The sequence below is a fragment of the Streptomyces sp. NPDC059255 genome, from assembly GCF_042752355.1.
GTDB lineage: Bacteria > Actinomycetota > Actinomycetes > Streptomycetales > Streptomycetaceae > Streptomyces.
The window spans coordinates 26,086-50,954 of sequence record NZ_JBHYZP010000030.1 but is presented as its reverse complement, the minus strand read 5'-3'; the positions used below and the strand labels follow the sequence as shown (position 1 = coordinate 50,954).

The window sequence follows — 24,869 nt, the reverse complement described above, 5'->3', positions numbered from 1 at the left end:
CGCTCGGCCGGGCCCGACGGAGGACACGGTGACCGAGGACGGCGGCAAGCGGGGGGACGGCGCGCCTCCCGGGCTGGACGTGCTGCCCCGGGAACTGCGGGCGCATCTGGCCGCCGTGGAGCGTGGAACCGGGGAGTCCATGCGGAGCCTCCTCGAAGCCGTCCTCGCGGTCGGCCGGGAGCTGGAACTCCCCCAGGTGCTGCGGCACATCGTCGAGGCGGCCACGGTGCTCGTGGACGCCGAGTACGGAGCCCTGGGCGTCATCGGCGAGGACCCCACCCGCCTCTCGCAGTTCCTCACCACCGGCGTGAGCGAGGAGCAGGTACGCGCGATCGGCTCCCTCCCCTCCGGCCATGGAATCCTCGGCGAGCTGATCCGGCACCCCGAGCCCTTGCGCCTGTCGGAGCTGTCCGAACACCCGGCCTCGTACGGATTCCCGCCGAACCACCCGCCGATGCACTCGTTCCTGGGGGTGCCGATCAAGGCGGGCGACAAGGTGTTCGGCAACCTGTATCTCACCGAGAAGCGGGGCGGCAAGGCGTTCGACAGCGAGGACGAGACGGTCCTGTTGACCCTGGCCATGGCCGCGGGGGAGGCCATCGAGAACGCGCGGCTGTACGAGATGTCGCGCGACCGGCAGCGCCGGCTGGAGGCGAACGCGGAGATCGTCGCCGCCCTGTTGTCGGGGCAGGGCGGGGAGGAGGTGCTGCGCCTGATCGTGGGTCACGCGCGCCGCATCCTCGCCGCCGATCTGGGCGCGCTCGCACTGCCGGCCGACGGAGACGGGGAGCTGAGGGTGGCATACGCCACCGGTGTCGACGCGGACGTCCACGACGGGTTGGTCCTCCCCTGCGAGGGTTCCCTCGTCGGCGCGTCGTTCCGGTCCGGAAAGCCGCTCATCAGCGTGGACGTACGGCACGATCCGCGCATCACCGCGGGCCCACCGCGATGGCGCGGTCTGCGGTACGCCGTCGCCGTACCCCTGGCCGCAGGCGACACGGTGCACGGTGTCCTGCTCCTGGCACGGAGCGCCGCACGGGAACCCTTCACCGAGGCCGGCACGGACCCGCTGCTGGCCTTCGCCGGGCAGGCGGCGCTCGCCATGGAACTGGCCGAGCGGCGCCATGACGCCGAACAGATCGCCCTGCTGGAGGACCGCGACCGGATCGCCCGTGACCTGCACGACCTGGCCATCCAGCGGCTGTTCGCGACGGGCATGACCCTGCAGAGCTCCCTCCGGTTCGTGGATCACCCGCAGGCACGTGAACGGCTGCTGCGCGCCGTGGATGATCTCGACGAGACGATCAAGATCATCCGTTCGACGATTTTCGGACTGCGGTCCCGCGGGACAGGGCGCGCCCGCCAGGGGCTGCGGGCCCGGGTCACCACCTCCGTGGAGGAGGCCGTGCGGGCCCTCGGCTTCACCCCCGCGGTCCGGATGGAGGGCCTGATCGACACCGATGTGCCGGTGGCGACCGGGGACCATGTCGTGGCCGTCCTGGGCGAGGCGCTGAGCAATGTCGGGCGCCATGCCCACGCCGACGCCGCCGAGGTCTCCCTCGTGGTCCGTGACGGCCGTCTGACCCTGACCGTCTCCGACAACGGCACGGGTATCGCGCCGGACGGCCGACGCAGCGGGCTCGACAACCTCGCCCGGCGGGCGGAGGGCCTCGGCGGCGGGCTGACGGTCGGAACACCCCGGCAGGGCGGCACCCGGCTCGTCTGGACGGTGCCGCTCCGCCACACGTGAGCCGGTGTCCGGCCCCGGGCCGGGACGCCCAGGGTCAGCGGTGTCCGTGCTCGCCCGTGGCGGGGCGTGCGGCGGACTGGGTGGCGAGAACGGCGGCCTGGACGCGCCGCGAGACGCCCAGCTTGGCGAGCAGACGCGAGATGTGGTTCTTGACGGTCTTCTCCGACAGGTACAGGCGCCCGCCGATCTCCTGATTGGTCAGACCTTCACCGATCAGGACGAGAATTTCCCGCTCCCGTGGCGAGAGCTGCGACAGCGCGTCCTCCTCGGCACCGGACGCGTCCTCCTCGCCACGCAGGCTGCTCATCAGCCGGGTCGTGGTCGCAGGGTCGAGCATGGACTGACCGGAGGCGACGGTCCGTACGGCCGCGACGAGGTCCGCCCCCTTGATGTCCTTGAGCACGTAGCCGGCGGCCCCGGCCATGATCGCGTCCAGCAGCGCGTCGTCGTCGTCGAACGAGGTCAGCATCAGGCAGGCGAGTTCCGGCATCCGCGAACGCAGCTCCCGGCAGACCGTGATCCCGTCCCCGTCCGGCAGCCGTACATCGAGCACGGCCACGTCCGGCCGCAGGGCGGGCCCCCGGGCGAGGGCGTGGTCGACCGTGGCCGCGTCGCCCACCACATCGAGGTCCGGCTCCGCGTCGAGCAGGTCCCGCAGGCCCCGCCGGACGACTTCGTGGTCGTCGAGCAGAAAGACCCGGATCGGGCTCTGCGGTGAGAACCGTCGTACCTCGCTCATGCTCGCTCCTCCGACGCGCTCGCGCACCAGGCTTTCCGTACGCCTTCCATCGTGGCCCGGGTCGGCCGGGCGGGCCAGGGCCGAACGGGCCTCCGGCGCCCGGCACCGGGCGGGTCACCCGGGCGTGGTGCCGCTGCCCTGCGGTCCGTACAGGTCCAGGAGGCGGGTACGGCTGCCGCGCAGCCGGTCCGCCACCACCTCGGCGACGGTCCGGTACACCGCGCGGCCGAACACGGGGTCGGCCGCGCACAGGGCCCGTACGACCATCGCGTCGAACTGCTCGGCGTGGACGGTGCGGACGGCCTGGGCGCCCAGGTGCCACACGTACGGAGGGAGCAACCAGGACCAGCCGAGCAGTTCACCGGGGCCGAGTGTCTCGACGACGGCCGCCCGGCGGCCGGGGACGTGCAGGTCCAGCGCGACCTGGCCGCTGCGCACCACCCAGAACCGGTCGGCGCGCCGGCCCTCGTCGAAGATGCGCGCGCCACCCGGGAACGTCACCTCCGTGGCGGCTTCCCGCAGCCGTTCGCGCCCGGCGGGGGACAGTTCGTCGAACAGGTTTCCCGACCTGGTCATCGTCGTCGCATCTCATCCGGAAGCCCGAGCGCGCCGACCGGTCAGCTCGTTCACCACGGCGACCACCCCGTCGACGCGGGCTGCCATCCCCGCGGCGACGGACACGTCCGCCTCACGTGCCAGGCGGCCACGCAGGGTCACCACTCCGTCGACGACCGCGACCGTGAGCGGCGCGGGATCCAGCCACAGGGCGCGGACCACGATCTCGTCGAGAATCTCGTCGCGGAGGTCGGAATCGGGGCGGACGAACACCCGCAGCAGATCACGCCGGGTGATGATGCCGATGAGCCGGGCCTCCTCGTCCACCACCGGGAGCCGGCCGATGTCACGGGCCGCCATGGTGCGACCGGTCAGCGCGATGGAGTCGACCGCGCGGACCGTGACCGCCGGAACCGACATCAGTTCACCGGCGGTGGGGCCCGCGGTGCCCGGCCCGCCGGCCACCCCGGGCCGGCCTGAGCGCCCCGTCCCGCCCCCGCGCCGCGTGAGATCGGAACGGGTGACGACTCCGAGCACCTTGTCGTCCTCGTCCACGACCGGCACACCGCCGATGCCGCGCTCCGCCAGCGACCGGACCACGTCCGCGACCGGCGTGGACGGGCCCGCGCGGACGGTGTCCGCGGTCATCACGTCACCGGCCCTGCGAAATCTCATCTCGTGCCCTTCAGCCGATCGGGAGGAGATACCCATCACGATCCGCCCCCGGGCAGGCGGACCGCTGGGGCTGGCCGGGGGCGTCGTGCGGGCCGTCCGGCCCTCGGGCGGGGACCTGTCGGCATGACGGGCCCGGACCGGATCCCCGCCGGTGACTGCCCGCCCGGCGCCTGTGCCGACGAAGGGCGGCACGGTGTGCGGCGCGCACCTTCGCACCGGGAGCGGCGCGGTGCACGAGCGGCGCGGAGCCGGAATACTCACGGGTCTGCCCGCCGCACCGCTTCCGCGGTGGCCCGGTTCAGTCGTGGGGGACGACCGCGACAGGACAGCGCGCGTGGTGGACGGCGGCCTGGGCCACGGGGCCCAGATATGGCCCCAGGTCGGGGTGGTGCCTGCGTCGGCCGACGACCAGCAGTCCGGCACCTCCGGCGGCCCCTACGACGGCGCTCGCGGGGCTTTCGAGACGGATGGCGTCCGTCACGTCCACGCCCGGAAACTTCTCGCGCCAGGGGCGGAGGGCCTGGTTCAGTTGCTTCTGCGCGTCCTGGACGATCTCCTGGGTCACGGTGTGGTCCACGCCCCAGGGGGTGTACGCGTGGATCGGTGTGCTGTGGCCGTGAACGGCCCGCAGTGGCAGTCCCCGTGTCACAGCGGTGGTGAAGGCGAAGTCGAGCAACTCGTCGTACGGGCCGTGCAGTTTCAGCGCCACCACGACGTCGCCGACCGCGCCGGGTTCGCCCGCCGAGGCCTTCTCCGCACTCCCGTCGGCGCGCACCAGGACCACGGGCCGCTCGGCGCGACCCACGACGATCATGCTGATGTCGCCGAGGAAGTAGCTCTCGACGGGGGTCAGGCCGCGGGATCCGAGTACGAGCATCTCGCACTCCGTCGCCGCTTGGAGCAGAGCGTTCTGGGCGTCGTCTGCGACGAGGTTGCCCATGATGGTGAGGCCCGGGTGGTGTGCCTGGAGTTCCGTCTGGGCGTTGTGCATCAATCGCTTCGCCCAGTAGTTCTGGTCCATTTCCGCGGGGACGCGGGTCGGTTCCGGTACCAGCAGAGGCCACGCGTGCAGCAGGCGCAGGAAGAGACCGCGGCGCTGGGCCTCCTCCGCGGCCCAGCGCGCGGCGGCAAGGCTCTCGGGTGAGCCGTCGAGGCCCACGGTGATGACTCGTCCCATGGCGACTGCCTCCGTCTCGTACGAGGCTGAGAAGGTGTTCGTGGCCGCTGTCGGATCGCTGCCCCGGGTGCGGCCGCCTCGGGAGCAGGCCTTCGGGCGCGCTCCGCACAGCGCATCAGCTTTCTGTGCCGCCGACTCGAGCAGGGTCCTTCTCCCACGAGGAGTACCCCAGATCTCCGGGCGGCGCATCTGGTCCGCGGACCGGGGGAGTCCTGGGGCCGTGGAGCGGCTCGACACGCTCACCGAACGTGTCCGGCGCCGTATCGAGGACCACGTACTCGCAGCGGCCGCGGGATCCGGGCACCCGCGCGGCGGTTGACGGATGACGCCGTTCTTCTGCCGGCGGGTCGCCGGCAACGTAGGTGCACCATTCGTGATCCAGCGCCGGGTCTCTCGCGCACATCTCACGGACCACCGCCGCATCGAACTCGTAGGCACGAACCGGGCTGCCGGCCTCGGCCCCCAGATGCCGGTGATGGGGTGGGACCAGCCAGGACCAGCCCAGCAGGCTCGCGGCTCCCGGAGTCTCGATCACTGCCGCCTGCCGACCGGGCACGCGGAGATCGAGTGCGACCGTGCCGGTGTGAATGATCCAGAAGCGGTCGGCCCTGCCGCCCTCGTCGAAGATGCGTCGTCCATCGGGCCGAGCCGGACCGCGTCCAGGATCGCGGTCCAGGACGTGTCACCTGGCTCCAGCACGGCCACGAAGAAGTAGGGCCGGCCCGGAAGGAACTGCGACGCCGGCTTCGCCCGGCCGTAGACGTGGCAGAACAGAAAAAGAAAAAGCTAACCGCTCGCCTCACCATCCGGACGCCCGCGCCACTTTCTGTAGGCGGCCACGGCGGTCGGCAGGGTCGGGAAGATCAGCTCCCTGCCGACGGACTCGGAGAGCCCATAGACGTCCAGTTGGTCGCGCAGGTCCTGCTTGACCCGGGCCATGGCGAACACGATTCCCCGTTCAGTCACTTCACGCCGGAGTTCCTCCACGGAGTCCAGCGCGGTGATGTCCACTTCCACGTTCGCCTCGGTGTTGAGGACGAACCAGAGCACAGGACCGGTCTGTTTGTCCAGGGTGGCCAGGGCACGCCGCTTGAAGTTCTCGGCGTTGGCGAAGAAGAGAGGGGAGTCGTACCGGTAGATGAGCAGCCCGGGGATGGTGCGGGCCTTCGGGTAGTCGTCGACGTCGTGCATGCCGGCCACCCCGGGCACAAGCCCTTCGACGGCGTCGTGCGGGCGTGCGACCCGGCTCAGGAGTTCGGCCACCGACAGCCCCACCGCGACGAGTACCCCGTAGAGAATACCGAGGGCCAGCACGCCGAGCAGACAGCCTGTCGCCAGAAGGAACTCCCGGCGTCGGAAGGCGGCCAGCCGTCGGAATCCCGCCAGGTCGATCAGCCGCACCGCGGCGTAGACGACGAGCGCCCCCAGCACAGGGACTGGGATACGGCCGAGGACGGAGCCGAGGAACAGCAGCACACCGAGGACGGCCGCGCAGGCGACGAGCGAATATGCCTGGGTGCGTGCTCCCGTCGACGCGGCGAGCGCCGTCCGGCTGGCGCTGCTGCTCACCGGGAATCCGTGGAAGAGGCTCGCGCCGAGGTTCACCGCGCCCAGGGAGAGCAACTCCTGGTTCGGATCGAGCCGCTCGCGCTCGTCGCGTTCGGCGAATGCGCGTCCGGTCAGGATGACATCGCTGTAGCCGACGAGCAGGACACCCAGCGCGGGCACCAGCAGGCGGGGAAGCTCGCTCAGGTCGGGCAGCGCCGGGTGGGGCAGCCCGGACGGGACCGTGCCGACCACCGCGATGCCGCGGTCCTCCCAGCCGAACAGTGCGACGACGCCGGTTCCGAGGACCACGGCGAGCAGCGGCCGGGGAACCGCCGGCCATCGATGGGGTGCCACGAAGAGAAAGGCGAGGAGAGCAGTGCTGAACGCCACGGTCGCTGCCTCTGCACCGGAGAGGTCGCGCAGAAAGGACAACAACTGTGGGAAGAAGTCGGAGCCCGTCGTCGGCACACCGGTGAGCTTGGGCAGTTGGTCCACGGTCATCAGCAGGGCGATGCCGGCCAGGTAGCCCACCAGGACCGGTCGTGACAGCAAATCGGCGATGAACCCGAGCCTGGCGGCCCACGCCGCCAGACACAGCAGCGCGAGCGTGACGGCGAGCGTGGCGGCCACTGCCCCGTAGCGCCCGGGATCCCCGGCCGCCAACGGTCCGACCACCGCTGCGGTCATCAGCGCTGTCGTCGACTCCGGGCCGACCGAGAGAAGTCTGGACGTACCGAGCAGCGCGTAGAGCACCAGTGCGGGCAGCGCCGCCCACAGACCCGTGACCGGCGGCACACCGGCGACACTCGCGTAGGCCATGACCTGGGGCACGAGGTACGCCGCGACCGTGACCCCGGCCAGCACATCTCCTGTCAGCCATGAGCGCCGGTAGCCGGTGAGCAGCGCGACACCGGGCAACCGGGACCGGAGCCCCTTCCGCGTCCCGCTGCCGTCGCAGGTGTGCCGGGGCACGGGTCTCCTTTCACCACGCCGCCCCGGCATCTCGCCGGGGGCAGGCACCCGCGAAGGCTCACCCCGCGAGGCTCAAGAGGCGTCCCTCTTCCCGCGGCGTTTGTCGGCCTTGCTCCGGGTCTGCGGCCGCTTCGTGCGCCAAGTTCCGTGCTGCTGGAAGAGTGTGTGTCCCCGTCCTCGAAGGCGAGTGCTCCCATTGTGACGCTCGCACCCCTTCAGATCCTGATCGTTTGGACCATCTGGACCTGTCGGGGGCGCCCGGCCTCTGTCCGGGCGTGGGCTTATCGGTGAAAGGGACGTTCCCCGGGGAACGCCGGGACTTCTCCCTGCTGTCCGGCGGTCCGGTCCGCTCCTCGCCGCACAACCGCTACCGTCAGTGGCTCACCCACAAACTGGGCACCCGGTACGACCAGTCGGCTCCTCCGGCTGTGGTCGAGGCGCTACGTCCCCGGGTACCCGCGGGCACCCTGCTCACCGGGCGCGACGGCGCACCGGTGGCGGCAGCGCTTCCGCGGCTGATCCAACGCGTGACCCCGGCCGTCCGCGACGCCCACTTCGTGCTGCGGGAGACATGGCGGGTCGCTGCGAGAGACATGACGGGGAGCCGCCGTGCCCTCCGGGAATGCGCCGGAGAGACGCGGAGCCGACACTGGAAGTGACCGGTCGCTTCAGGACGCGGAGCACGGTCCGTGTGGACGTGGCTTCGTCCCGGCACTGTTCTCCGGAGCCCACGGTGAAGGGGGCACGGGTCTTCGGCCCGCATCCCGGAAGCACACCGGCCGACAGGGAGCCGGACGCGTCGTGTGCCGTCCCGCGGTGCGGAGGAAGGCGGAAACCATGAGGGTGGGAGTGCTGACCGGCGGCGGCGACTGCCCCGGCCTCAACGCGGTGATCCGCAGCGTCGTCCGTAAGGGCGTCCAGGAGTACGCCTTCGATTTCGTGGGCCTGCGCGACGGCTGGCTCGGTGCGCTCCGCAACGACGTCCTGCCGCTGGACGTCTCCACCGTGCGGGGGATCCTTCCGCGCGGCGGAACCATCCTCGGTTCGTCCCGTACCAACCCGTTCCACCACGAGGACGCGGTGCGGCGTATCCAGGGCACTCTCGCCGAGCACCGCGTCGACGCCCTCGTCGTGATCGGTGGCGAGGACACGCTCGGCGTGGCGGCCGAACTGAGCCGTCACGGGATCCGGCTGGTCGGCGTGCCGAAGACGATCGACAACGACGTTCCCGGCACCGACTACACCTTCGGTTTCGACACGGCCGTCTCCATCGCCACCGAGGCCATCGACCGCCTCCACACCACCGCCGAGTCCCACCGGCGCACCCTGGTGGTGGAGGTGATGGGGCGGCACGCCGGGTGGATCGCCCTGCACGCCGGTGTCGCGGGCGGCGCCAACGTGATCCTCATCCCGGAGCGGCCGTTCGACATCGACCAGGTCTGTTCCTGGGTGAAGAGCCGGTTCGAGTTCAACTACGCGCCGATCGTCGTCGCGGCCGAGGGAGCCGTGCCCCGGGAGGGCCGGATGATCCTCAAGGACCGTTCGCTGGACGAGTACGGCCATGTGCGGCTCTCCGGCGTCGGCGAGTGGCTGGCCCAGGAGATCTCGCGGCGGACCGGTACGGACGCCCGCACGACGGTGCTCGGCTACACCCAGCGCGGGGGGACCCCGAGCGCCTTCGACCGGTGGCTGGCCACACGCTTCGGGCTGCATGCCGTCGACGCGGTCAAGGACGGCGCCTTCGGCACGATGGTGGCCCTGCGCGGTACCGACATCGTCCGTGTCCCCCTGCCCGACGCCGGGACGAGGACCAAAGGGGTGGACCCGTCGCTGTACGACGAGTTCGGGGTGTTCTTCGGGTGACGCCGGGCTCGGGCCCGGCGGTCGCCGAGAGGAGTGCCGACCGTGCGAGCCCGGACCTGGACGTACGAGTGGCTACGACCCCTGATCCGAAGGGCTGCGGCGGTTCACCAGAGCACATGAAGCCGTTCGGGTACGCGCTTGATGTTGCCGGTACGCCAGACCAACTGGTCGGCGGGCAGGGCCAGGCGCAGCGCCGGCAGGCGTTCCAGGAGAGCGGTGAGAGCCTGCGCGGCGTGGACGCGGGAGATCGCCGAGGCGGGGCAGAAGTGCGGGCCGGCGCCGAAGGCCAGATGAGCCGGAGTTGTCTTGCGCTGTCTCTCTCGGGCGCGCGCCCCTTCACGGTGGCCGGACGGCCGGGCCGCCGGTCCGCCGCCCGAACGGTCAGTCCTGGCAGGCGACGACCGCGTAATCCTGGTTCTCGGCCGGTCGTAGCCCCGCCGCGCGGTCGCTGAACAGCAGGCGTCCGAGCGACAGGACGGAGTGGTAGCAGTGGACGGAGGAGGCGACGCCCAGAATGCGCGGACTGTCGACGAAGAAGGGCAGCTCGGCGTCGACGTAGTCCTGCACCGCCTGTACCTGCACGGTGGTGGGGAAGGCTGTGCGGCATGGCACCTTCTCACCCAGCGTAATGATGATGTTCATGCGATCACTCTGCGTCCTCAAGTTACAAGAAGAGTGTGCGCCGTGTGACGCTGGGTGCGCGATGTTCGTCCGCGCGGGTGACGGTCCGTAAATTTCTGTGGGCATGGGTGATTCCGGTGCGCCCGCCCCGGGGCGCACGCGAAAAGGGGACCACCGAAGTGATCCCCTGAGGCGGGAAGGTCCGGGCCGGCCGATGCCGGCCGGCCCGGACGCCGTAGGTCAGACCAGGTCGAACCGGTCGAGGTTCATGACCTTGGTCCACGCCGCGACGAAGTCCTTCACGAACTTCTCCTTCGCGTCGTCGCTCGCGTAGACCTCCGCGAGCGCCCGCAGTTCGGAGTTGGAACCGAACACGAGGTCGGCGCGGCTGCCGGTCCACTTGACCTCGCCCGTGGCGCCGTCGCGGCCCTCGAACGTGTTCGCGTCCCCGGACGTCGCCGTCCACGTGGTGCCCAGGTCGAGCAGGTTGGCGAAGAAGTCGTTCGTCAGGGACCCGGGGGTCGCGGTGAGGACGCCGAGCGACGACTGCTGGTGGTTCGCGCCCAGGACGCGGAGACCGCCGACGAGGACCGTCATCTCGGGGGCGCTCAGGTTGAGCAGGTTCGCCCGGTCGATCAGCAGGTACTCGGCCGGCAGCCGGTTGCCCTTGCCGAGGTAGTTGCGGAACCCGTCGGCGGCCGGTTCGAGCGCGGCGAACGACTCCACGTCCGTCTGCTCCTGCGACGCGTCCACGCGGCCCGGCGTGAAGGGGACCTCGATGTCGACGCCGGCGTCCTTCGCGGCCTTCTCGACGGCCGCGCCGCCGGCGAGGACGATCAGGTCGGCGAGCGAGACCTGCTTGCCGCCGTTCCGGGCGGCGTTGAAGGACTCCTGGATTCCCTCCAGGGCGCGCAGCGTCGCCGCCAGCCGGTCGGGCTCGTTGACCTCCCAGCCGCTCTGCGGCTCCAGGCGGACGCGCGCGCCGTTGGCGCCGCCGCGCTTGTCGCTGCCGCGGAAGGACGAGGCGGCCGCCCACGACGTGGACACCAGCTCGGACACCGACAGGTCCTGGCCGAGGATCTGCGTCTTGAGGGCGGCGATGTCCTCGGCGTCGACGAGCTCGTGCGCCACCGCGGGCAGCGGGTCCTGCCACACCAGCTCCTCGGCCGGGACCTCCGGGCCGAGGTAGCGCACGATCGGGCCCATGTCGCGGTGGGTCAGCTTGAACCACGCGCGGGCGAAGGCGTCCGCGAACGCGTCGGGGTCCTGGAGGAAGCGCCGCGAGATCTGCTCGTACGCCGGGTCGAACCGGAGCGAGAGGTCGGTCGTGAGCATCGTCGGGGCGTGGGTCTTCGACGCGTCGTGGGCGTCGGGGACGGTGCCCGCGCCCGTGCCGTCCTTCGGACGCCACTGGTTCGCGCCCGCGGGGCTCTGGAACAGCTCCCACTCGTAGCCGAACAGGATCTCGAAGAAGCTGTTGTCCCACGTGATCGGGGTGTTGGTCCAGATGCCCTCAAGGCCGCTGGTGATCGCGTCGCCACCCTTGCCGGTGCCGAACGAGTTCTTCCAGCCGAGGCCCTGCTCCTCGATCGAGGCGCCCTCGGGGTTGGCGCCGACGTGGTCCGCCGGGCCCGCGCCGTGGGTCTTGCCGAAGGTGTGACCGCCCGCGATCAGGGCGACCGTCTCCTCGTCGTTCATCGCCATCCGGCGGAAGGTCTCACGGATGTCGCGGGCCGCGGCGATCGGGTCCGGATTGCCGTTCGGGCCCTCGGGGTTGACGTAGATGAGGCCCATCTGGACCGCGCCGAGCGGGCTCTCCAGCTCGCGGTCGCCCGTGTAGCGCTCGTCGTCGAGCCAGGTGGTCTCGGGGCCCCAGTACACGTCCTCGTCGGGCTCCCACACGTCCGCGCGGCCACCGGCGAAGCCGAAGGTCTTGAAGCCCATCGTCTCCAGGGCGACATTGCCGGCGAGGATCATGAGGTCGGCCCACGAGAGCGCCTGGCCGTACTTCTTCTTGACCGGCCACAGCAGACGGCGGGCCTTGTCGAGGTTGCCGTTGTCCGGCCAGCTGTTGAGCGGGGCGAAGCGCTGCTGCCCGGCGCCCGCGCCGCCGCGGCCGTCGCTGATCCGGTAGGTGCCCGCGCTGTGCCACGCCATACGGATCATGAACGGTCCGTAGTGCCCGAAGTCGGCCGGCCACCAGTCCTGCGAGTCCGTCATCACCGCCGCGATGTCCTGCTTCACGGCCGGGAGGTCGAGGGTCTTGAACGCCTCGGCGTAGTCGAACTCCTCACCGAGGGGGTTGGCCACGGCGGGGTTCTTGGCAAGGATCTTCAGGTTGAGGCGCTCCGGCCACCACTGGCGGTTGCCGCCACCCTGCGTCGGGTGCGGGGCACGCCCGTGCACGACCGGGCAACCGCCTCCGCCCTCAGCCTTCGCTTCTACGACGATTTCCTCATGGTTCTCAGACATCGGAATCCTTCCGGACCAGGTCGATCATGGTGCTCAGGAACACTGGGGGCGGTGGAACAGCCGGGGCCCGTCGGATGCGGGGAGGGCCTCTCGCGAGGCCTCCCGCGCCGCTGGAGTCTTCCTGTCCCTTGGCTATTGCCGGATCCGATCCTACAATGGACAGAGTCTTAGTCAAGAAGAACGCCAAGCGGAAGAAGGCCACGTGCGTGGCCGGATCGGAACCTGGGCACCCACCGGTAAACTTCGGGTATCCCACCAAACCTGAATAGGTGAACCGACATGAGTGACCTGCTGGAACGACTGCGAGGACGTGGCTGGCGGATGACCTCCCAGCGGCGCGTCGTTGCGGAGGTCCTCGACGGCGACCACGTCCACCTCACGGCCGACGAGGTGCACGCCCGCGCGGCACGGCGGCTGCCGGAGATCTCCCGCGCGACCGTCTACAACACGCTGGGCGAGATGGTCACCCTCGGCGAGGTCATCGAGGTCTCCACGGACGGCCGGGCCAAGCGTTACGACCCCAACGCCCACCACCCGCACCAGCACCTGGTGTGCTCCGCCTGCGGCACCATCCGCGACGTCCACCCGACGGGCAATCCGCTGGCGGACCTTCCGGCGGTGGAGCGGTTCGGCTTCACGGTCTCCGAGGTCGAGGTCACCTACCGCGGACTGTGCCCGTCCTGCGCCTGAGGCCTGCTGTTCGATCAGGCCTTCTTCCGTACTCTCTTCTCCCGTCCTCCGCCGCCGGACGGCCGCCGTACGTCACCCGTCCGGCCGCTCGCCGCGCGAGGACGGGAATAACGGGCGCCCCGCCGTGACTTGGCCCCGGACATGACTGTCACCCCGTTCGATCCACGCACACTCCTCGCGGAGAGCCGGCTCGGTGTCCTCGCCACGATCAAGGCGGACGGCCGTCCCCAGCTCTCTCCCGTCATGCCCTTCTACGACCGGGGGACCGAAGTCCTCCACGTGTCCATGACGGAGGGACGGGCCAAGACGGCGAACCTGCGCCGCGACCCGCGAGCCGCCCTGGAGGTCACCGCACCCGACGGGCGGTCCTGGGCCACCGCCGAGGGCGCCGTGATCCTCACCGGGCCGGGGACCGACCCCCACGGTCCCGAGGTCGAGGCGCTGGTGCGCTACTACCGCCTCGCCGCCGGCGAGCATTCCGACTGGGACGAGTACCGGGCGGTGATGGTCTCCGACCGCCGGGTGCTGATGACGATGACCGTCGACCACGTGTACGGCGCCCGGATCGACTGACCGCGCCCCGGGCCGCCCTCCGTCACCCGCGCGCCCCGTACGCGGTTTGACACCGGAGCGGCGGGTGACACGGTGAGGGGAGCGCGAACCGGCGCCTTTCCGCGTCGGACACGCCGGAGGCCGGAACCGCCCGGAGCGCGGCGCCCCCTCGGCGCCGCGCTCCGGAACGTGACGAGGGACGGAGAGCGGGGAAGCGGCGTGAGGTCCACCGACGGCGGCGGGGCGGGGCCCCGCGCGGCGAACGGCCGCCACGAGACGGACGAGGAGCGTGCCGACCGCAAGTGGGGTGAGCTCATCCAGGAGGTGAGGGTCACCCAGACGGGCGTACAGATCCTCTTCGGTTTTCTGCTGACCGTCGTGTTCACCCCGGCGTACCAAGGTCTCGCCCGGACGGACAAGGCGATCTACGTCGTGACCGTCGTGCTCGGCGCCGCGGCCACCGGAGCGCTGATCGGGCCCGTCTCCTTCCACCGGATGGTCGTGGGGCGGCGGATCAAGCCGCAGGCCGTACGGTGGGCCTCCCGCCTCACCTTCGCCGGGCTGATCCTGCTGCTGGCGACCATGACGTCGGCGCTCCTCCTGGTCCTGCGCGTCGCCACCCACGACCCGTACGTGCCGTGGATCGTGGCCGCGGTCGTCGCCTGGTACACGTACTGCTGGTTCGTCCTCCCCCTCTGGGCCCGTCACCGCCACACCACCGCGCGACGCTGATCCGCGCGCTGAGCGGGGACGGCGACACCCGGTAACAGCCGCTTCACGCGGGGGGCTCCTGGCGGAAACAGGCCCTCCCTACCCTTTCCACGTCATGGATACGGGCCGGTACGCGCCGTCCGGTACGGGGACCGCCGCGGCCCGCATTCTCCCCAGGAGGCGCGGCATGAGCAGCGAGCCACAGCTCATAGTTCCCACGGGTGACCACGAGCCGCCCACCGCACCACGGGGCGCCGGTCCGGCGGCCGACGAGACGCTGGAGGACTACACCCTCCGGTTCGCCCCGCGCAGTTACCGCCGCTGGACGCCGATGGTCGTGGCGACCACCGTGCTCGGCGGGATCGCGTATCTCGCGGACTTCTCCATCGGTGCCGGTATCGGCCTCACCCACGGCACCGGGAACGCGCTGGCCGCGATCGCCCTCGCGGCGGCCGTCATCTTCCTCACCGGCTTTCCGCTCGCCTACTACGCGGCGCGGTACAACATCGACCTCGACCTGATCACCCGCGGCTCCGGATTCGGCTATTACGGGTCCGTAGTGACCAGCGTCATCTTCGCCAGCTTCACCTTCATCTTCTTCGCCCTCGAAGGCTCGATCATGGCCCAGGGGCTGAAACTCGGCTTCGGGCTGCCGCTGTGGGCGGGATACCTGGTCTCCACGCTGCTGGTGATCCCGCTGGTCATCTACGGCATGAAGGCGCTCAGCAAGCTCCAGGTCTGGACGACCCCGGTGTGGCTGCTGCTGATGGCGGGCCCGCTGATCCACCTGATCGTCACCGACCCGGGCACGGTGGACCGCTGGCTGGCGTACGCGGGGACCGACGGCGACGGCGCGGTCGACACCGCGTCCGTGCTGCTGGGCGCCGGGGTGTGTCTGTCGCTGATCGCGCAGATCGGCGAGCAGATCGACTACCTGCGCTTCATGCCGCCGAAGACCGACGCCAACCGCCGCTCCTGGTGGACGGCCGTGGTCATGGCCGGCCCCGGGTGGGTGGTGCTCGGCGCGCTGAAGCAGGCGATGGGTGTCTTCCTCGCCGTATACATCCTCTCCGAGGTCGGCCCGGTGGCCGCCACCGAGCCCATCCAGCAGTTCCGCGGCGCCTTCGACGCGATGATGCCGTCCTGGCTGGTGGTTCCGCTGGCGGTGGTCCTGGTCGTGATCAGCCAGATCAAGATCAATGTGACCAACGCCTACTCCGGCTCGCTGGCCTGGACCAACTCCGTCACCCGCGTCTCCAAGCGGTACCCGGGCCGGATGGTCTTCGTCCTCGTCAATCTGACGTTCGCGCTGATCCTGATGGAGGCCGACATGTTCAGCTTCCTCAACAGCCTCCTGGGCTTCTACTCCAACTGCGCCATCGCCTGGGTCGTCACCGTCGCCACCGACATCATGATCAACAAATATCTGCTGAAACTCTCCCCGCACGCCCCCGAGTTCCGCAGGGGCATGCTGTACGCCGTCAACCCGGTGGGGGTGGTCTCCTTCGTGGTCGCCTCCGGGCTCTCCATCGCCCTGTACTTCCACGCCCTGGGCGACACCCTCCAGCCGTACTCGCCCGTCGCCGCCGCGCTGATCGCCTTCGTCCTCACCCCGCTGATGGCCGTGGCCACCAAGGGCCGTTACTACCTCCGGCGCGCCGACGACGGGATCGACGAGCCGCTGCTCGACGCCACGGGCAACCCCAGCGCGCGCACCTACCCCTGCCATGTCTGCCGCCAGGAGTTCGAACGGCCCGACCTGGCCGCCTGCCACACCCATGACGCGGTGGTCTGCTCGCTCTGCCTGAGCACCGACCGGCTCGGCGATCACGTCCTGCCCGCCGATCCGGTCAGCCCCCGGAGTGCATGGCGTGCGCGGGGCTGAAGCTCACCGGAAGGGACGTCAGACCGCGCGCCCACGGGGAGGGCCGCCGGGTCAGCGAGTCGGCGGCCACCGCGAGGTCGACGTCGGGGAGCCGGTCGATCAGTACCTCGATGGCGGTACGGGCGATGGTCTCGGCGATCTCCTGTGCGGCGAACGGGCAGCGGTACTCGCCGTGCCCGAACGAGAAGTAGGCGTTGTTGCCGCCGGTGAGCGCGGAGCTGTGGGTGCGGACCTGCGGGTCGTTGTTGGCGGCGGCGATCCCGAAGAGCAGCAGGTCGCCGGCCTTGATGTGGCGGGCACCGAGACTGGTGTCGCGGCTGGCCCAGCGGCCCACCGCGTTCTGCGCGGGGGTGTCCTCCCAGAGGACCTCGTTCATCGCCTCGGCGACGCTGTGCCGGCCGCCGGAGAGCGACGCGGCGAACCGGTCGTCGGTGAGCATCAGCCGCAGCGAGTTGCCGATCCAGTCGGCGGTCAGCGTATGGCCCGCGATGACCAGCACGATGAGGTCGTGGAGAACCTCCTCCTCGGTGAACCCGGCGGTGTTCCGCAGCAGCCGGGAGGCGACATCGGGAGGACCCGCGCCGTCCTTCTTCGCGGCGAGGAGCGACATGGTCGCCTCGAAGAGATAGCCCTGCGCCGCTTGGGCCCGCTCGCCGCCCTCGGCCAGATCGATCGCGGCGGCGGCCAGACCGGGCCCCTGGTCGTCGGGGAAACCGTAGATCTTGGCGAGGACCCGGACCGGGAACGGCATCGCGTACCGGGAGATGATGTCCGCGCCGCCCTCGGCGCAGAAGCCGTCGATCAGCTCGTCGGCGAGCTGTTCGGCGAAGTGCCGCAGCACGAACGGGTCGACGGACTCCAGGGCGTCGCTCACCATCGTGGCGCGCTCGCGGTGGCGCTCCCCGGTCGTGTAGAGGATGGACGGCTGGCCGCGGCCGATCAGCGGCGCCAGCGGCCAGTCCTCGGGGACGTTGTCCCACTGGTTCCACAGTTCGGAGTCGCGGCTGAAGAGCACCGGGTCGCCGGTGACCTGGTGGAGTTCGCGGTAGCCGAGGACCAGCCAGGCCGGTATGCCGCCGTCGAGGAGGACGGGGGCCACGGCGCCGTGGTCCCGCCGCATCTCCCGGTAGAGCCTGCTGGGTTCGGTCTGGAAGCGGGGTCCGCTCAGTGGCACGGCGGAGCCGCGTCCCCCGTCCCCTCGGTGCGCGGGGCACCCGGGCGGTGGGGCGGTCGCCCCGGAGGGCTGGGCGGTGGGTTCGGCCGGTGTCATTGCTGTTGTGTCTCCGGGGTCGGGTACGTCCGGGCTGTGGGTCACCAGCCGGTTCAACCAGCGGGTTCAGGGACCGGAAGGCCGGCCGGTGTCCTCGAAGGTGAGGGTCAGGGCCCGTTCCGGGCAGAGGTCCACCGCGTGGCGCGCGGCTCCCACCGTCTCCTCGGGCAGCGGCGAGCGGGTGACCACGGGGTCGCCCTGGTCGTCGCAGTCGAGGATCTCCGGCGCGGCGCCGTAGCACAGGCCATGTCCGGCGCACGCCTGCCGGTCGACGCTGATTCGTACGGTCATCACGGCCCTCCGGGTGTTCCGGGCACTATAAGGGGTTCCTGTCACCCACCGGGAGTGGCGGAACCGTCGCCGGTGCCCGGCGGCGAACCCGCTTCCGTCCCAACTCCGCGATGTAGCATGCCCGTTCATCATCCAAGGGACATCCGAGGGACTGGACAGGGGTGCGACCGCATGACCGTGCGAGCCACAGAGATCCCGGAACACCTGCCGGAGCACCTGTGCGTGGACTTCGACATCTACGATCCGTCCGTCGCGGCTCCGGTCGACACCCTCCAGGAGCGGGTGGCCGAACTCGCCGCGCTGGGACCGGTGGTGTTCTCCCGCGCGCACGGCGGGCACTGGCTGGTGACCCGGTACGCGGAGATCCACGAGGTGCTGCGGAACCCCGGGACCTATTCGAGCTACCCCAACAACCTGGTCAACGCGGGGGACGGCAAGTTCCTGCCGCTCGAACTGGACCCGCCGGAGCACACCCCGTACCGGCAGGCGCTCCAGCCGCTGTTCAACCCGCCGCGGATGAAGGTCCTCGAACCCGAGATCCGGGGGATCGTGAACGGGCTGATCGACCGGTTCGCGGGGCGCGGGGAGTGCGAGTTCGTCGAGGAGTTCGCCCACGCGCTGCCGACCGCGGTGTTCCTCGCGCTCATGGGATGGCCGCAGCGGGACGCGCCGATGTTCACCGAGTGCACCGACACCGCGTTGCAGGGCAGGCCCGGCGCGAGCGAGGAGGAGTCCGACGCCGCGCGTGCCGAGGCCGCACAGCGCATGTTCGGCTACTTCGCCGAGGTGATCGCGGAGCGGCGCGGCCGGCCGGACGTGGGCGACGACGTCACGGCGGCCATCATCAACACCCCGCTCAGGATCGGCGACACGACGCGCCCGCCGACCGACGACGAACTGTGCCGGATGTTCTTTCTGCTGCTGATCGCCGGGCTGCACACGGTGCAGGGCTCGCTGGCGTGGGGGCTGATGCACCTCTCGGCCAACCCCGGGGAGCGCCGGCGCGTGGTGGACGACCCGGCGCTCGTGCCGGGCGCCGTCGAGGAGATCCTGCGGCTGGAGGCCGCCGTCTCGGCGGGCCGCCGGGTCACCCGCGACACCGAACTGGGCGGCGTACGGCTGCGCGCGGGCGACCAGTTGCTGCTCCTGCTGAACGGCGCCAACCGGGACGGCGGCGAGTTCACCGACCCGGACGAGGTGCGGGTCGACCGTACGCCCAACCGCCATCTCTCGTTCGGGTCGGGACCCCACCGGTGTCTCGGCTCGCATCTCGCCCGGATCGAACTGCGCATCGCGCTGGAGGAGATCCACCGCCGTATCCCCGACTACCGGATCGACCCGGAGGACCGGGTGGTCTCGCACGCCACCCAGGTACGGGGAGTGGTCCGGCTGCCGCTCGTCTTCACCCCCGAGAAGGGCTGAGCGGGGCCTCCCCCTCCGGCTCCGGGCGGTTGCCGGACGGCGGGGCCCCGGAGGGCGTGGGCGACGCGGCGGGCGGTGGGGACGCGCCGGGCCCCGCGTGGCGCGTGGCGCGCACGGCGCGGGGGGAGGCGCCGAGTTCGCGGCGGCACGCCTTGTTGAACGCCTGGAGGTCCGGGATGCCGACGGACGCGGCGACGGCCGGGATCGAGAGGGTGGACTCGCGCAGCAGATGCCCCGCGCGCTCCAGCCTGCGCCGGCGCAGATAGCCGATCACGGTGTCACCGGTCTCGGCGCGGAAGAGCCGCGTGAGGTGGTTGTGCGAGACCCCGGCTGCCCGCGCGATCTCCGGGACGGTCAGCGGATCGGCCAGCCGCGCCTCGACATGGACGATGGCCGCCGTCACGGCGGGGTGCGGTCCCGCCGGGCTCTCCGGCGGGGCGAGACGGGCCACGCGCCACAGCACGGCCCAGACCTCGGCGGTCACCCGGGCGGGGGTGCTCGGCGCGGCGGCCACCGCCTGGAGCAGGAGGGCGGAGAGCGTGGGGAACTGCGCGCCCGACGGCTGGACGACGGGGAGCGTACGGGCCGTACCGCCCCCGGTGAGCCGCAGATGCGCGTACAGGTGCTCGGAGCGGCCCCGGTAGCGGTAGCGGACCGTCGCGCCGGGCGGTACGAGGCTGACATGACCGGGCCGGACCGGGTGCGCGGTGCCGTCCACGGTGAGCTCGGCCGCGTACCGGTAGAGATGGAGCTGCCAGAGGTCGGGGAGGCGGAAGACATCGCTCAGCCGGCCCTCGGTGCCGTGCACGCCGATCCCGATGTTGACGACCTCCGGGGGCTCGTCGAGCCGTACCTCCACCGTCCGCACGCGGCTCCCTCCCGGGAGACCCGGAGTCTCCCCGCGAGGGCGAGAATCTACCAGTAGTGGTGAGCCGGGGCCACGCGCCGCCGGGCCCCGGCTTCCTAGCCTGGGACGCATGACAACCACACCGACCGACGCTCGTCGCCCTCTGCTGAGCTCCGTGCGGATGGCCCGATTCGTCGCCTACGGTTCGCTGCGGCTCGACGCCGTCGTCCCCGGAGCCATGAACACCGAGGCGCTGGACGTCCTCGCCACCGGGATACCCGGCGCACCGGCCGGCACCCCGCTCGACGAGGCGTACGCGGAAGGCTCCTTCGCCCGGCGCCTGGTGGAGATTCCGCAGGTGGCGGGCGCGTTGCTCAGTCTGGTCGGCCCGTCGCCGCTGGTGGACCACCACGCGGTGCACATCCGCCGGGCTCGCGAGGGCGAGGCGCAGCCGCTGCACGCCGACGCGATCATCGACACGCGTACGGACGCGTTCGACGTCCAGCTCATGTACTACCCGCAGGAGGTCACCCTGGACATGGGCGGCACGCTCAGCGTCCCCGGCAGCCATCTGCGGCGTACGAACGAGTCGGACACCGGCCGGTACCAGAATCTGCGCGGCCAGTCCCGGCTGGTGTGCCCGGCGGGGACGGTGGTGTTTGTGCACCATGGGCTCTGGCACGGCGGACGCCGCAACGACAGCGACGCCGACCGCTACATGTTCAAGATCCGCTTCAACCCGACGGTCCGTCAGGTGCGGCTCTGGGACACCTCGGACCTCGCGGACCCGGCCGTGGCCGACGAACTGGGCGTCACCTTCCCGTGGTACGAACAGGCCGCCGCGCGCCTGGAGGTGTACAACCGGACGCGGCTGTGGTGGGCCCTGACCGGCGACACCACCTACGACCCCGCCTACTGGGTGACCCGGGTGACCAACCGTCCGCGGCGCGTCGCACCGCGACCGCCGTCCGTTCCGTCCGCCCTGTCCGCCCCGTCCGTGACGCCTGTCCCGCCCGTCCCGTCCGTGACGTCAGAAGCCGCAGGGAGCCACGCATGACCACCCCGACCACCCCGGCGGCCGAACCGGCCCTGCGCCAGCGCGTCCTGGTCCTCTACCTGTCCACCTCCGCGCTCGACTCGGACGTCATCGGCTGGGCCGTCTACGACGGTACGGGCGAGACCTCCCCGACGACGGGCGACAGCGAGGTGCCGCCGTACGACACCGGGGTGGCGGCCCTCAGGGACGGCTGGCGGCTCTTCCAGGCGTCCCCGCTGCTGCCCCCGCAGCCCGGGCACGAGTACGAGACGTCCTTCCTCAAGCACGAGTTCTTCTTCGAGAAGCTCATCGCCACCGGCTGACGGACGGCACGCGCGGAGCCGGGCCCGGCCCTTCCAGGGGGCCGGACCCGGCTTCCGCCGTGCGACAGGACCTAGGCGGTTTCGGCGGCCGCCGCCCGGCCCGCCTGGCGGCCGGAGAACAGGCAGCCGCCGAGGAACGTGCCCTCCAGGGACCGGTATCCGTGCACACCGCCCCCGCCGAACCCGGACACCTCACCGGCCGCGTACAGACCGGGAACGGGCGCGCCCGAGGTGTCCAGCACCCGGCCGGAGAGGTCCGTCTGGAGCCCGCCGAGGGTCTTGCGGGTGAGGATGTTGAGCCGTACGGCGATCAGCGGCCCCGCGCCCGAGTCCATGATCTTGTGCGCCGAGGCGGTACGGCTCAGGGTGTCCCCGGGGTAGGCGAGGGCGTTCCGGATGCCCATGACCTGGGCGTCCTTGGTGTACGGGTTGTCGATCTCACGGTCCCGCGCGTCGATCTGGCGCTTCAGATCCGCCAGGTTCATGAGGCTGTTCCCGGTCAGCTTGTTCATGCCGGTGACCAGTTCGGAGAGGCTCGTCGCGACGACGAAGTCGACCCCGTTCTTCTTGAACTTCTCGATCGGCTCGGGGGTCTGCCAGATGCGCGAGAGCAGCTTGAGGATGTCCTTGTTCGTCAGGTCGGGGTTCTGCTCCGAGCCCGACAGGGCGAACTCCTTCGCCAGGATCTTCTGCGTCGTCACGAACCAGGAGTAGTCGTATCCGCTCGCGGTGATCGACTTCAGGGTGTTCAGGGTGTCGTACCCCGGGAAGTCGGGGGCGGAGAAGCGCTTCCCGGTCGCGTCGAACCACATCGACGAGGGCCCCGGCAGGATCCGGATGCCGTGGCCGGGCCAGATGGGGTCGTAGTTCCGCAGCCCCTCCGTGTAGTGCCACATCCGGTCGGGGTTGACGATCCGTCCGCCCGCCTGCTCCGTGATGGCGAGCATCCGGCCGTCCACGTAGGCGGGCACACCGGTGATCATGGTCTTCGGTGGGGCGCCGAGGCGGGCCGGCCAGTTCTGCCGTACGAGATCGTGGTTGGCGCCGATACCGCCGGAGGTGACGATCACCACCGGGGCGCGGAGTTCGAAGTCACCGACCACGGTGCGGGACGTGGCCTTGCCGCGGGACGCGGTGCTGGGCTCCAGGACCGCGCCGCGGACGCCGGTGACGGCGCCGCCGGTCCGGACCAGACCGTCGACCCGGTGCCGGAACTTGAACGTCACCAGGCCCGAGGCGACCGCGGCCCGTACCTTCTTCTCGAACGGCTCGACCACGGCGGGCCCGGTGCCCCAGGTGACATGGAAGCGGGGCACCGAATTGCCGTGCCCCTCGGCGAGACCCCCGCCGCGCTCGGCCCAGCCGACGATGGGGAACCAGCGCACGCCCAGCCCGTACAGCCAGGACCGCTTCTCCCCGCCGGCGAAGTCCACGTACGCCTCGGCCCACTTGCGCGCCCAGTGGTCCTGGCCGCGCGGATCGTCCACGCCCCGGTCGAAGCCGGCCGCGCCCTGCCAGTCCTGCCAGGCCAGTTCGTGCGAGTCCTTGATCCCCATGAGCCGCTGCTCGTCGGAGTCCACGAAGAAGAGGCCGCCGAACGACCAGAACGCCTGCCCGCCCAGATTGGACTCGGGCTCCTGGTCGAGGAGGAGCACCTTCCGCCCCGCCGCCGCCAGTTCCGCGGTCGCCACCAGCCCCGCGAGACCGCCGCCGACGACGATCGCGTCGGCCTCCGAGGACGAGGCGGAGCCGGCGGCCGCGAAGGCCGGCACGGTCCCGGAGAAGGCGGTCGCACCGGCGATCACCCCGCCCGCCACCGTCAGCGCGCGGCGGCGGCTGAACACGGTTCGTTCCGCCGGCTTCTCCGGCTCCTGCGCGTTCTCCGTGCTGTGCGGCTTCTCCGTGCTGTGCGGCTTCTCCGGATGCACCGGCGTCTCCATGGGGGGCCTTCCGAAAGGGGGCGCGTGGGAGGTGTTGTCACGATGACCCTGCTGTTACCGTGCGGTAGCTCACAGATAATCAGGTCGCCACAGAAGCGCGGTAGTAGCCGGACGCCAACGCATCCGCCCCGTCGTTGTCACCCGGCGACAGTGCTCCCGCGACGGTGCTCCGCGACAGCGCTCCGACGGAGAACGCAGAAGGGCGAGGCTCATGACGGTCACCCATCAGCGCGAGCCGGTCACCGGGATCCTGCGGGCCATGGCCCTCGACCCGGCCGTGTGCGGCGAACTCGTCCACGCGGCGCGGAGCCGTTCGCCCGAGGTCGCCCGGCTCGCCGAGGCGGAGAACCGCCGGCACGTCACCGCGCTGGTCACCGCCGCGGGCCAGTGGGCCGCCACCTTCGACCGGGTCGAGGAACAGAACTTCGCCGCCGCCCTGCTCCTCGGCGCCGACCGGGCGGGCCAGGCCGTCCCGGTGACCGCCGTCCTGCGCGGCGTGCAGGCCGCCCTGACCCGCGCGGTGGAGATCACCGTCGACCGCGGCCGGGCCGCCGGGATCACCGACGGTCTGCTGCTCCCGGCGGTGTTGCGGCTCAAGGAGTACGGCGACGCCGTCGAGCGCCATGTGGTCCACGGCTACCGCACCGCCGAACAGGGCGCGCCGCACCCGGCGGGCGGGGCGCGGGCGCGGGTGCTGCGACAACTCCTGGCGGGTGGCGCGCCCCCGGGCCCCGACGAACTGGCGCGGGCCGGCCTCCGGCCCGGCAGCGTGCGCCACTGCCTGGTAACGGAGGCCGCGGGCCTCGCACACCCCCGGCCGCCCACCCCTGGGGCCGCCGTCAGGGCCGGTTCCCCCTGCGGCGACCTCGCGCCGGTCGAAGGGCGCCTGGTGGGCCTGTGCGCCCGGCCGCCGAGCGGTGACGAGATCCCGCCGGGCGCCCTCGTCGTGCTCTCGCCGGCCGTGCCCCTGGACGCGCTCCGCCCGGCGTACCGGCTCTGTGTCCGCGCCCTGGACATCGGCGCCCGGCGTGGGTGGCACGGGATGTACGAACTCACCGACTTCGCCGCCGAGATCGCCCTGGCGGACCAGCCGCTCCTGGGCACGTACCTCACCCGCGGCCTGCTGGGGTCCCTCGACCCCTCGGACGAGTTCCACCGTCAACTCGCCCTCACCGCACTGACGTTCCTGGACCACGGGCGTCGGCTCGACCAGACGGCTGCGACCCTGTTCACCCACCCCAACACCGTCCGCTACCGGCTCGGCCGACTCCAGCAGATCACGGGGGAGTCGCTGACCGACCCCCGCTACGACGGCCGGCCGGGGCCGCTGGCCACCCTGCACTGGTGGTGGGCGCTGACCACCTGGCTGCGCCCGGATCCCGACCCGGGCCCGGACGCGGGGTAGGACCTAGGCCCTGTCTGACAAATCCCGCCTGGCTCGCGACGCCTGGCACGCACACTCGCTGCGTTGTCGGAGTCGCCCGAGTACGTCCAGTACACGGGCGATCCTCCGCCTTGCGATTGCACGCA

The 24,869-nt window shown here is 71.3% G+C and carries 21 protein-coding genes and 3 pseudogenes; 11 read left to right on the top strand and 13 right to left on the bottom strand.

Features of this window, described 5'->3' with window-relative positions:
• Nucleotides 1-28: 28 nt before the first annotated feature.
• Nucleotides 29-1,750 (top strand): GAF domain-containing protein, encoded by a 1,722-nt coding sequence (locus ACFXKG_RS29125; protein ID WP_384845398.1) that lies wholly within the window; start codon nucleotides 29-31, stop codon nucleotides 1,748-1,750.
• A gap of 34 nt (nucleotides 1,751-1,784) precedes the next feature.
• On the opposite strand, the gene ACFXKG_RS29120 is transcribed toward ACFXKG_RS29125, so the two are convergent.
• The 7 genes and pseudogenes from ACFXKG_RS29120 to ACFXKG_RS29090 form a co-directional block, all read right to left on the bottom strand.
• A complete protein-coding gene (locus ACFXKG_RS29120) occupies nucleotides 1,785-2,489 on the bottom strand; it encodes a response regulator (RefSeq protein WP_384845395.1) in 705 nt (234 codons plus the stop codon).
• 114 nt (nucleotides 2,490-2,603) lie between these two features.
• On the bottom strand, nucleotides 2,604-3,065 hold the full coding sequence (locus ACFXKG_RS29115; RefSeq protein ID WP_384845392.1) for a Crp/Fnr family transcriptional regulator: 462 nt from the start codon (nucleotides 3,063-3,065) through the stop codon (nucleotides 2,604-2,606).
• Nucleotides 3,066-3,077: 12 nt separating this feature from the next.
• Nucleotides 3,078-3,719, bottom strand: coding sequence for a CBS domain-containing protein (locus ACFXKG_RS29110; protein ID WP_384845388.1), 642 nt, complete (start codon nucleotides 3,717-3,719; stop codon nucleotides 3,078-3,080).
• Nucleotides 3,720-4,017: 298 nt separating this feature from the next.
• Nucleotides 4,018-4,896 (bottom strand): universal stress protein, encoded by an 879-nt coding sequence (locus ACFXKG_RS29105; RefSeq protein ID WP_384845385.1) that lies wholly within the window; start codon nucleotides 4,894-4,896, stop codon nucleotides 4,018-4,020.
• Nucleotides 4,897-5,245: 349 nt separating this feature from the next.
• Nucleotides 5,246-5,572, bottom strand: a pseudogene (locus ACFXKG_RS29100) (cyclic nucleotide-binding domain-containing protein); the annotation flags it as partial.
• Nucleotides 5,509-5,670, bottom strand: a pseudogene (locus ACFXKG_RS29095) (transposase); the annotation flags it as partial. The pseudogenes ACFXKG_RS29095 and ACFXKG_RS29100, both read right to left, overlap by 64 nt.
• A 12-nt stretch (nucleotides 5,671-5,682) precedes the next feature.
• Nucleotides 5,683-7,446, bottom strand: coding sequence for a SulP family inorganic anion transporter (locus ACFXKG_RS29090; protein WP_384845530.1), 1,764 nt, complete (start codon nucleotides 7,444-7,446; stop codon nucleotides 5,683-5,685).
• 287 nt (nucleotides 7,447-7,733) lie between these two features.
• On the opposite strand from ACFXKG_RS29090, the pseudogene ACFXKG_RS29085 reads away from it, so the two are divergent.
• Together ACFXKG_RS29085 and ACFXKG_RS29080 are read left to right on the top strand one after the other, a co-directional pair.
• Nucleotides 7,734-7,846, top strand: a pseudogene (locus ACFXKG_RS29085) (4Fe-4S ferredoxin); the annotation flags it as partial.
• Between the two features lie 407 nt (nucleotides 7,847-8,253).
• Nucleotides 8,254-9,279, top strand: coding sequence for a 6-phosphofructokinase (locus ACFXKG_RS29080; RefSeq protein WP_384845382.1), 1,026 nt, complete (start codon nucleotides 8,254-8,256; stop codon nucleotides 9,277-9,279).
• 381 nt (nucleotides 9,280-9,660) lie between these two features.
• Here ACFXKG_RS29080 and ACFXKG_RS29075 read toward each other — a convergent pair whose 3' ends face one another.
• Nucleotides 9,661-10,026 carry a tRNA-dependent cyclodipeptide synthase gene (locus ACFXKG_RS29075; protein WP_384845379.1) on the bottom strand — a complete coding sequence of 122 codons (366 nt, stop codon included), beginning with the start codon at nucleotides 10,024-10,026 and terminating at the stop codon, nucleotides 9,661-9,663.
• Nucleotides 10,027-10,140: 114 nt separating this feature from the next.
• Nucleotides 10,141-12,372, bottom strand: a complete 2,232-nt coding sequence (gene katG, locus ACFXKG_RS29070; protein ID WP_384845376.1) for a catalase/peroxidase HPI — start codon at nucleotides 12,370-12,372, stop codon at nucleotides 10,141-10,143.
• 279 nt (nucleotides 12,373-12,651) lie between these two features.
• Between katG and ACFXKG_RS29065 the strand changes: the two genes are divergently transcribed.
• The 4 genes from ACFXKG_RS29065 to ACFXKG_RS29050 all read left to right on the top strand — a co-directional run bounded on the left by ACFXKG_RS29065 (nucleotide 12,652) and on the right by ACFXKG_RS29050 (nucleotide 16,210).
• Nucleotides 12,652-13,062: a Fur family transcriptional regulator gene (locus tag ACFXKG_RS29065; RefSeq protein WP_384845373.1), complete on the top strand. Its 411-nt coding sequence runs from the start codon at nucleotides 12,652-12,654 to the stop codon at nucleotides 13,060-13,062.
• Between the two features lie 141 nt (nucleotides 13,063-13,203).
• Nucleotides 13,204-13,635, top strand: a complete 432-nt coding sequence (locus tag ACFXKG_RS29060; RefSeq protein WP_384845370.1) for a PPOX class F420-dependent oxidoreductase — start codon at nucleotides 13,204-13,206, stop codon at nucleotides 13,633-13,635.
• 198 nt (nucleotides 13,636-13,833) lie between these two features.
• Complete coding sequence (locus ACFXKG_RS29055; protein WP_384845366.1) at nucleotides 13,834-14,346, top strand: DUF6328 family protein; 513 nt, start codon at nucleotides 13,834-13,836, stop codon at nucleotides 14,344-14,346.
• A 166-nt stretch (nucleotides 14,347-14,512) separates the two neighbouring features.
• Nucleotides 14,513-16,210, top strand: coding sequence for a purine-cytosine permease family protein (locus ACFXKG_RS29050; protein ID WP_384845363.1), 1,698 nt, complete (start codon nucleotides 14,513-14,515; stop codon nucleotides 16,208-16,210).
• Here ACFXKG_RS29050 and ACFXKG_RS29045 read toward each other — a convergent pair.
• Nucleotides 16,176-17,480, bottom strand: coding sequence for a cytochrome P450 (locus tag ACFXKG_RS29045; protein WP_384845360.1), 1,305 nt, complete (start codon nucleotides 17,478-17,480; stop codon nucleotides 16,176-16,178). The genes ACFXKG_RS29050 and ACFXKG_RS29045 overlap by 35 nt on opposite strands.
• A gap of 66 nt (nucleotides 17,481-17,546) precedes the next feature.
• Complete coding sequence (locus ACFXKG_RS29040) at nucleotides 17,547-17,771, bottom strand: ferredoxin (RefSeq protein WP_384845357.1); 225 nt, start codon at nucleotides 17,769-17,771, stop codon at nucleotides 17,547-17,549.
• A gap of 171 nt (nucleotides 17,772-17,942) precedes the next feature.
• Between ACFXKG_RS29040 and ACFXKG_RS29035 the strand changes: the two genes are divergently transcribed.
• Entirely contained in the window at nucleotides 17,943-19,193 is a 1,251-nt protein-coding gene (locus ACFXKG_RS29035) for a cytochrome P450 (RefSeq protein WP_384845354.1), read from the top strand.
• Here ACFXKG_RS29035 and ACFXKG_RS29030 read toward each other — a convergent pair.
• Entirely contained in the window at nucleotides 19,174-20,061 is an 888-nt protein-coding gene (locus tag ACFXKG_RS29030; RefSeq protein WP_384845350.1) for a helix-turn-helix domain-containing protein, read from the bottom strand. The two genes, ACFXKG_RS29035 and ACFXKG_RS29030, sit on opposite strands and share 20 nt — an antisense overlap.
• 109 nt (nucleotides 20,062-20,170) lie before the next feature.
• Between ACFXKG_RS29030 and ACFXKG_RS29025 the strand changes: the two genes are divergently transcribed.
• Together ACFXKG_RS29025 and ACFXKG_RS29020 are read left to right on the top strand one after the other, a co-directional pair.
• Nucleotides 20,171-21,097 (top strand): phytanoyl-CoA dioxygenase family protein, encoded by a 927-nt coding sequence (locus tag ACFXKG_RS29025; RefSeq protein WP_384845347.1) that lies wholly within the window; start codon nucleotides 20,171-20,173, stop codon nucleotides 21,095-21,097.
• On the top strand, nucleotides 21,094-21,399 hold the full coding sequence (locus ACFXKG_RS29020) for a hypothetical protein (protein WP_384845344.1): 306 nt from the start codon (nucleotides 21,094-21,096) through the stop codon (nucleotides 21,397-21,399). Before ACFXKG_RS29025 ends, ACFXKG_RS29020 begins: the two co-directional genes overlap by 4 nt.
• Nucleotides 21,400-21,470: 71 nt before the next feature.
• Here ACFXKG_RS29020 and ACFXKG_RS29015 read toward each other — a convergent pair whose 3' ends face one another.
• On the bottom strand, nucleotides 21,471-23,339 hold the full coding sequence (locus ACFXKG_RS29015; RefSeq protein ID WP_384845341.1) for an FAD-binding dehydrogenase: 1,869 nt from the start codon (nucleotides 23,337-23,339) through the stop codon (nucleotides 21,471-21,473).
• A 211-nt stretch (nucleotides 23,340-23,550) separates the two neighbouring features.
• Between ACFXKG_RS29015 and ACFXKG_RS29010 the strand changes: the two genes are divergently transcribed.
• Complete coding sequence (locus ACFXKG_RS29010) at nucleotides 23,551-24,744, top strand: PucR family transcriptional regulator (RefSeq protein WP_384845338.1); 1,194 nt, start codon at nucleotides 23,551-23,553, stop codon at nucleotides 24,742-24,744.
• Nucleotides 24,745-24,869: the final 125 nt, after the last annotated feature.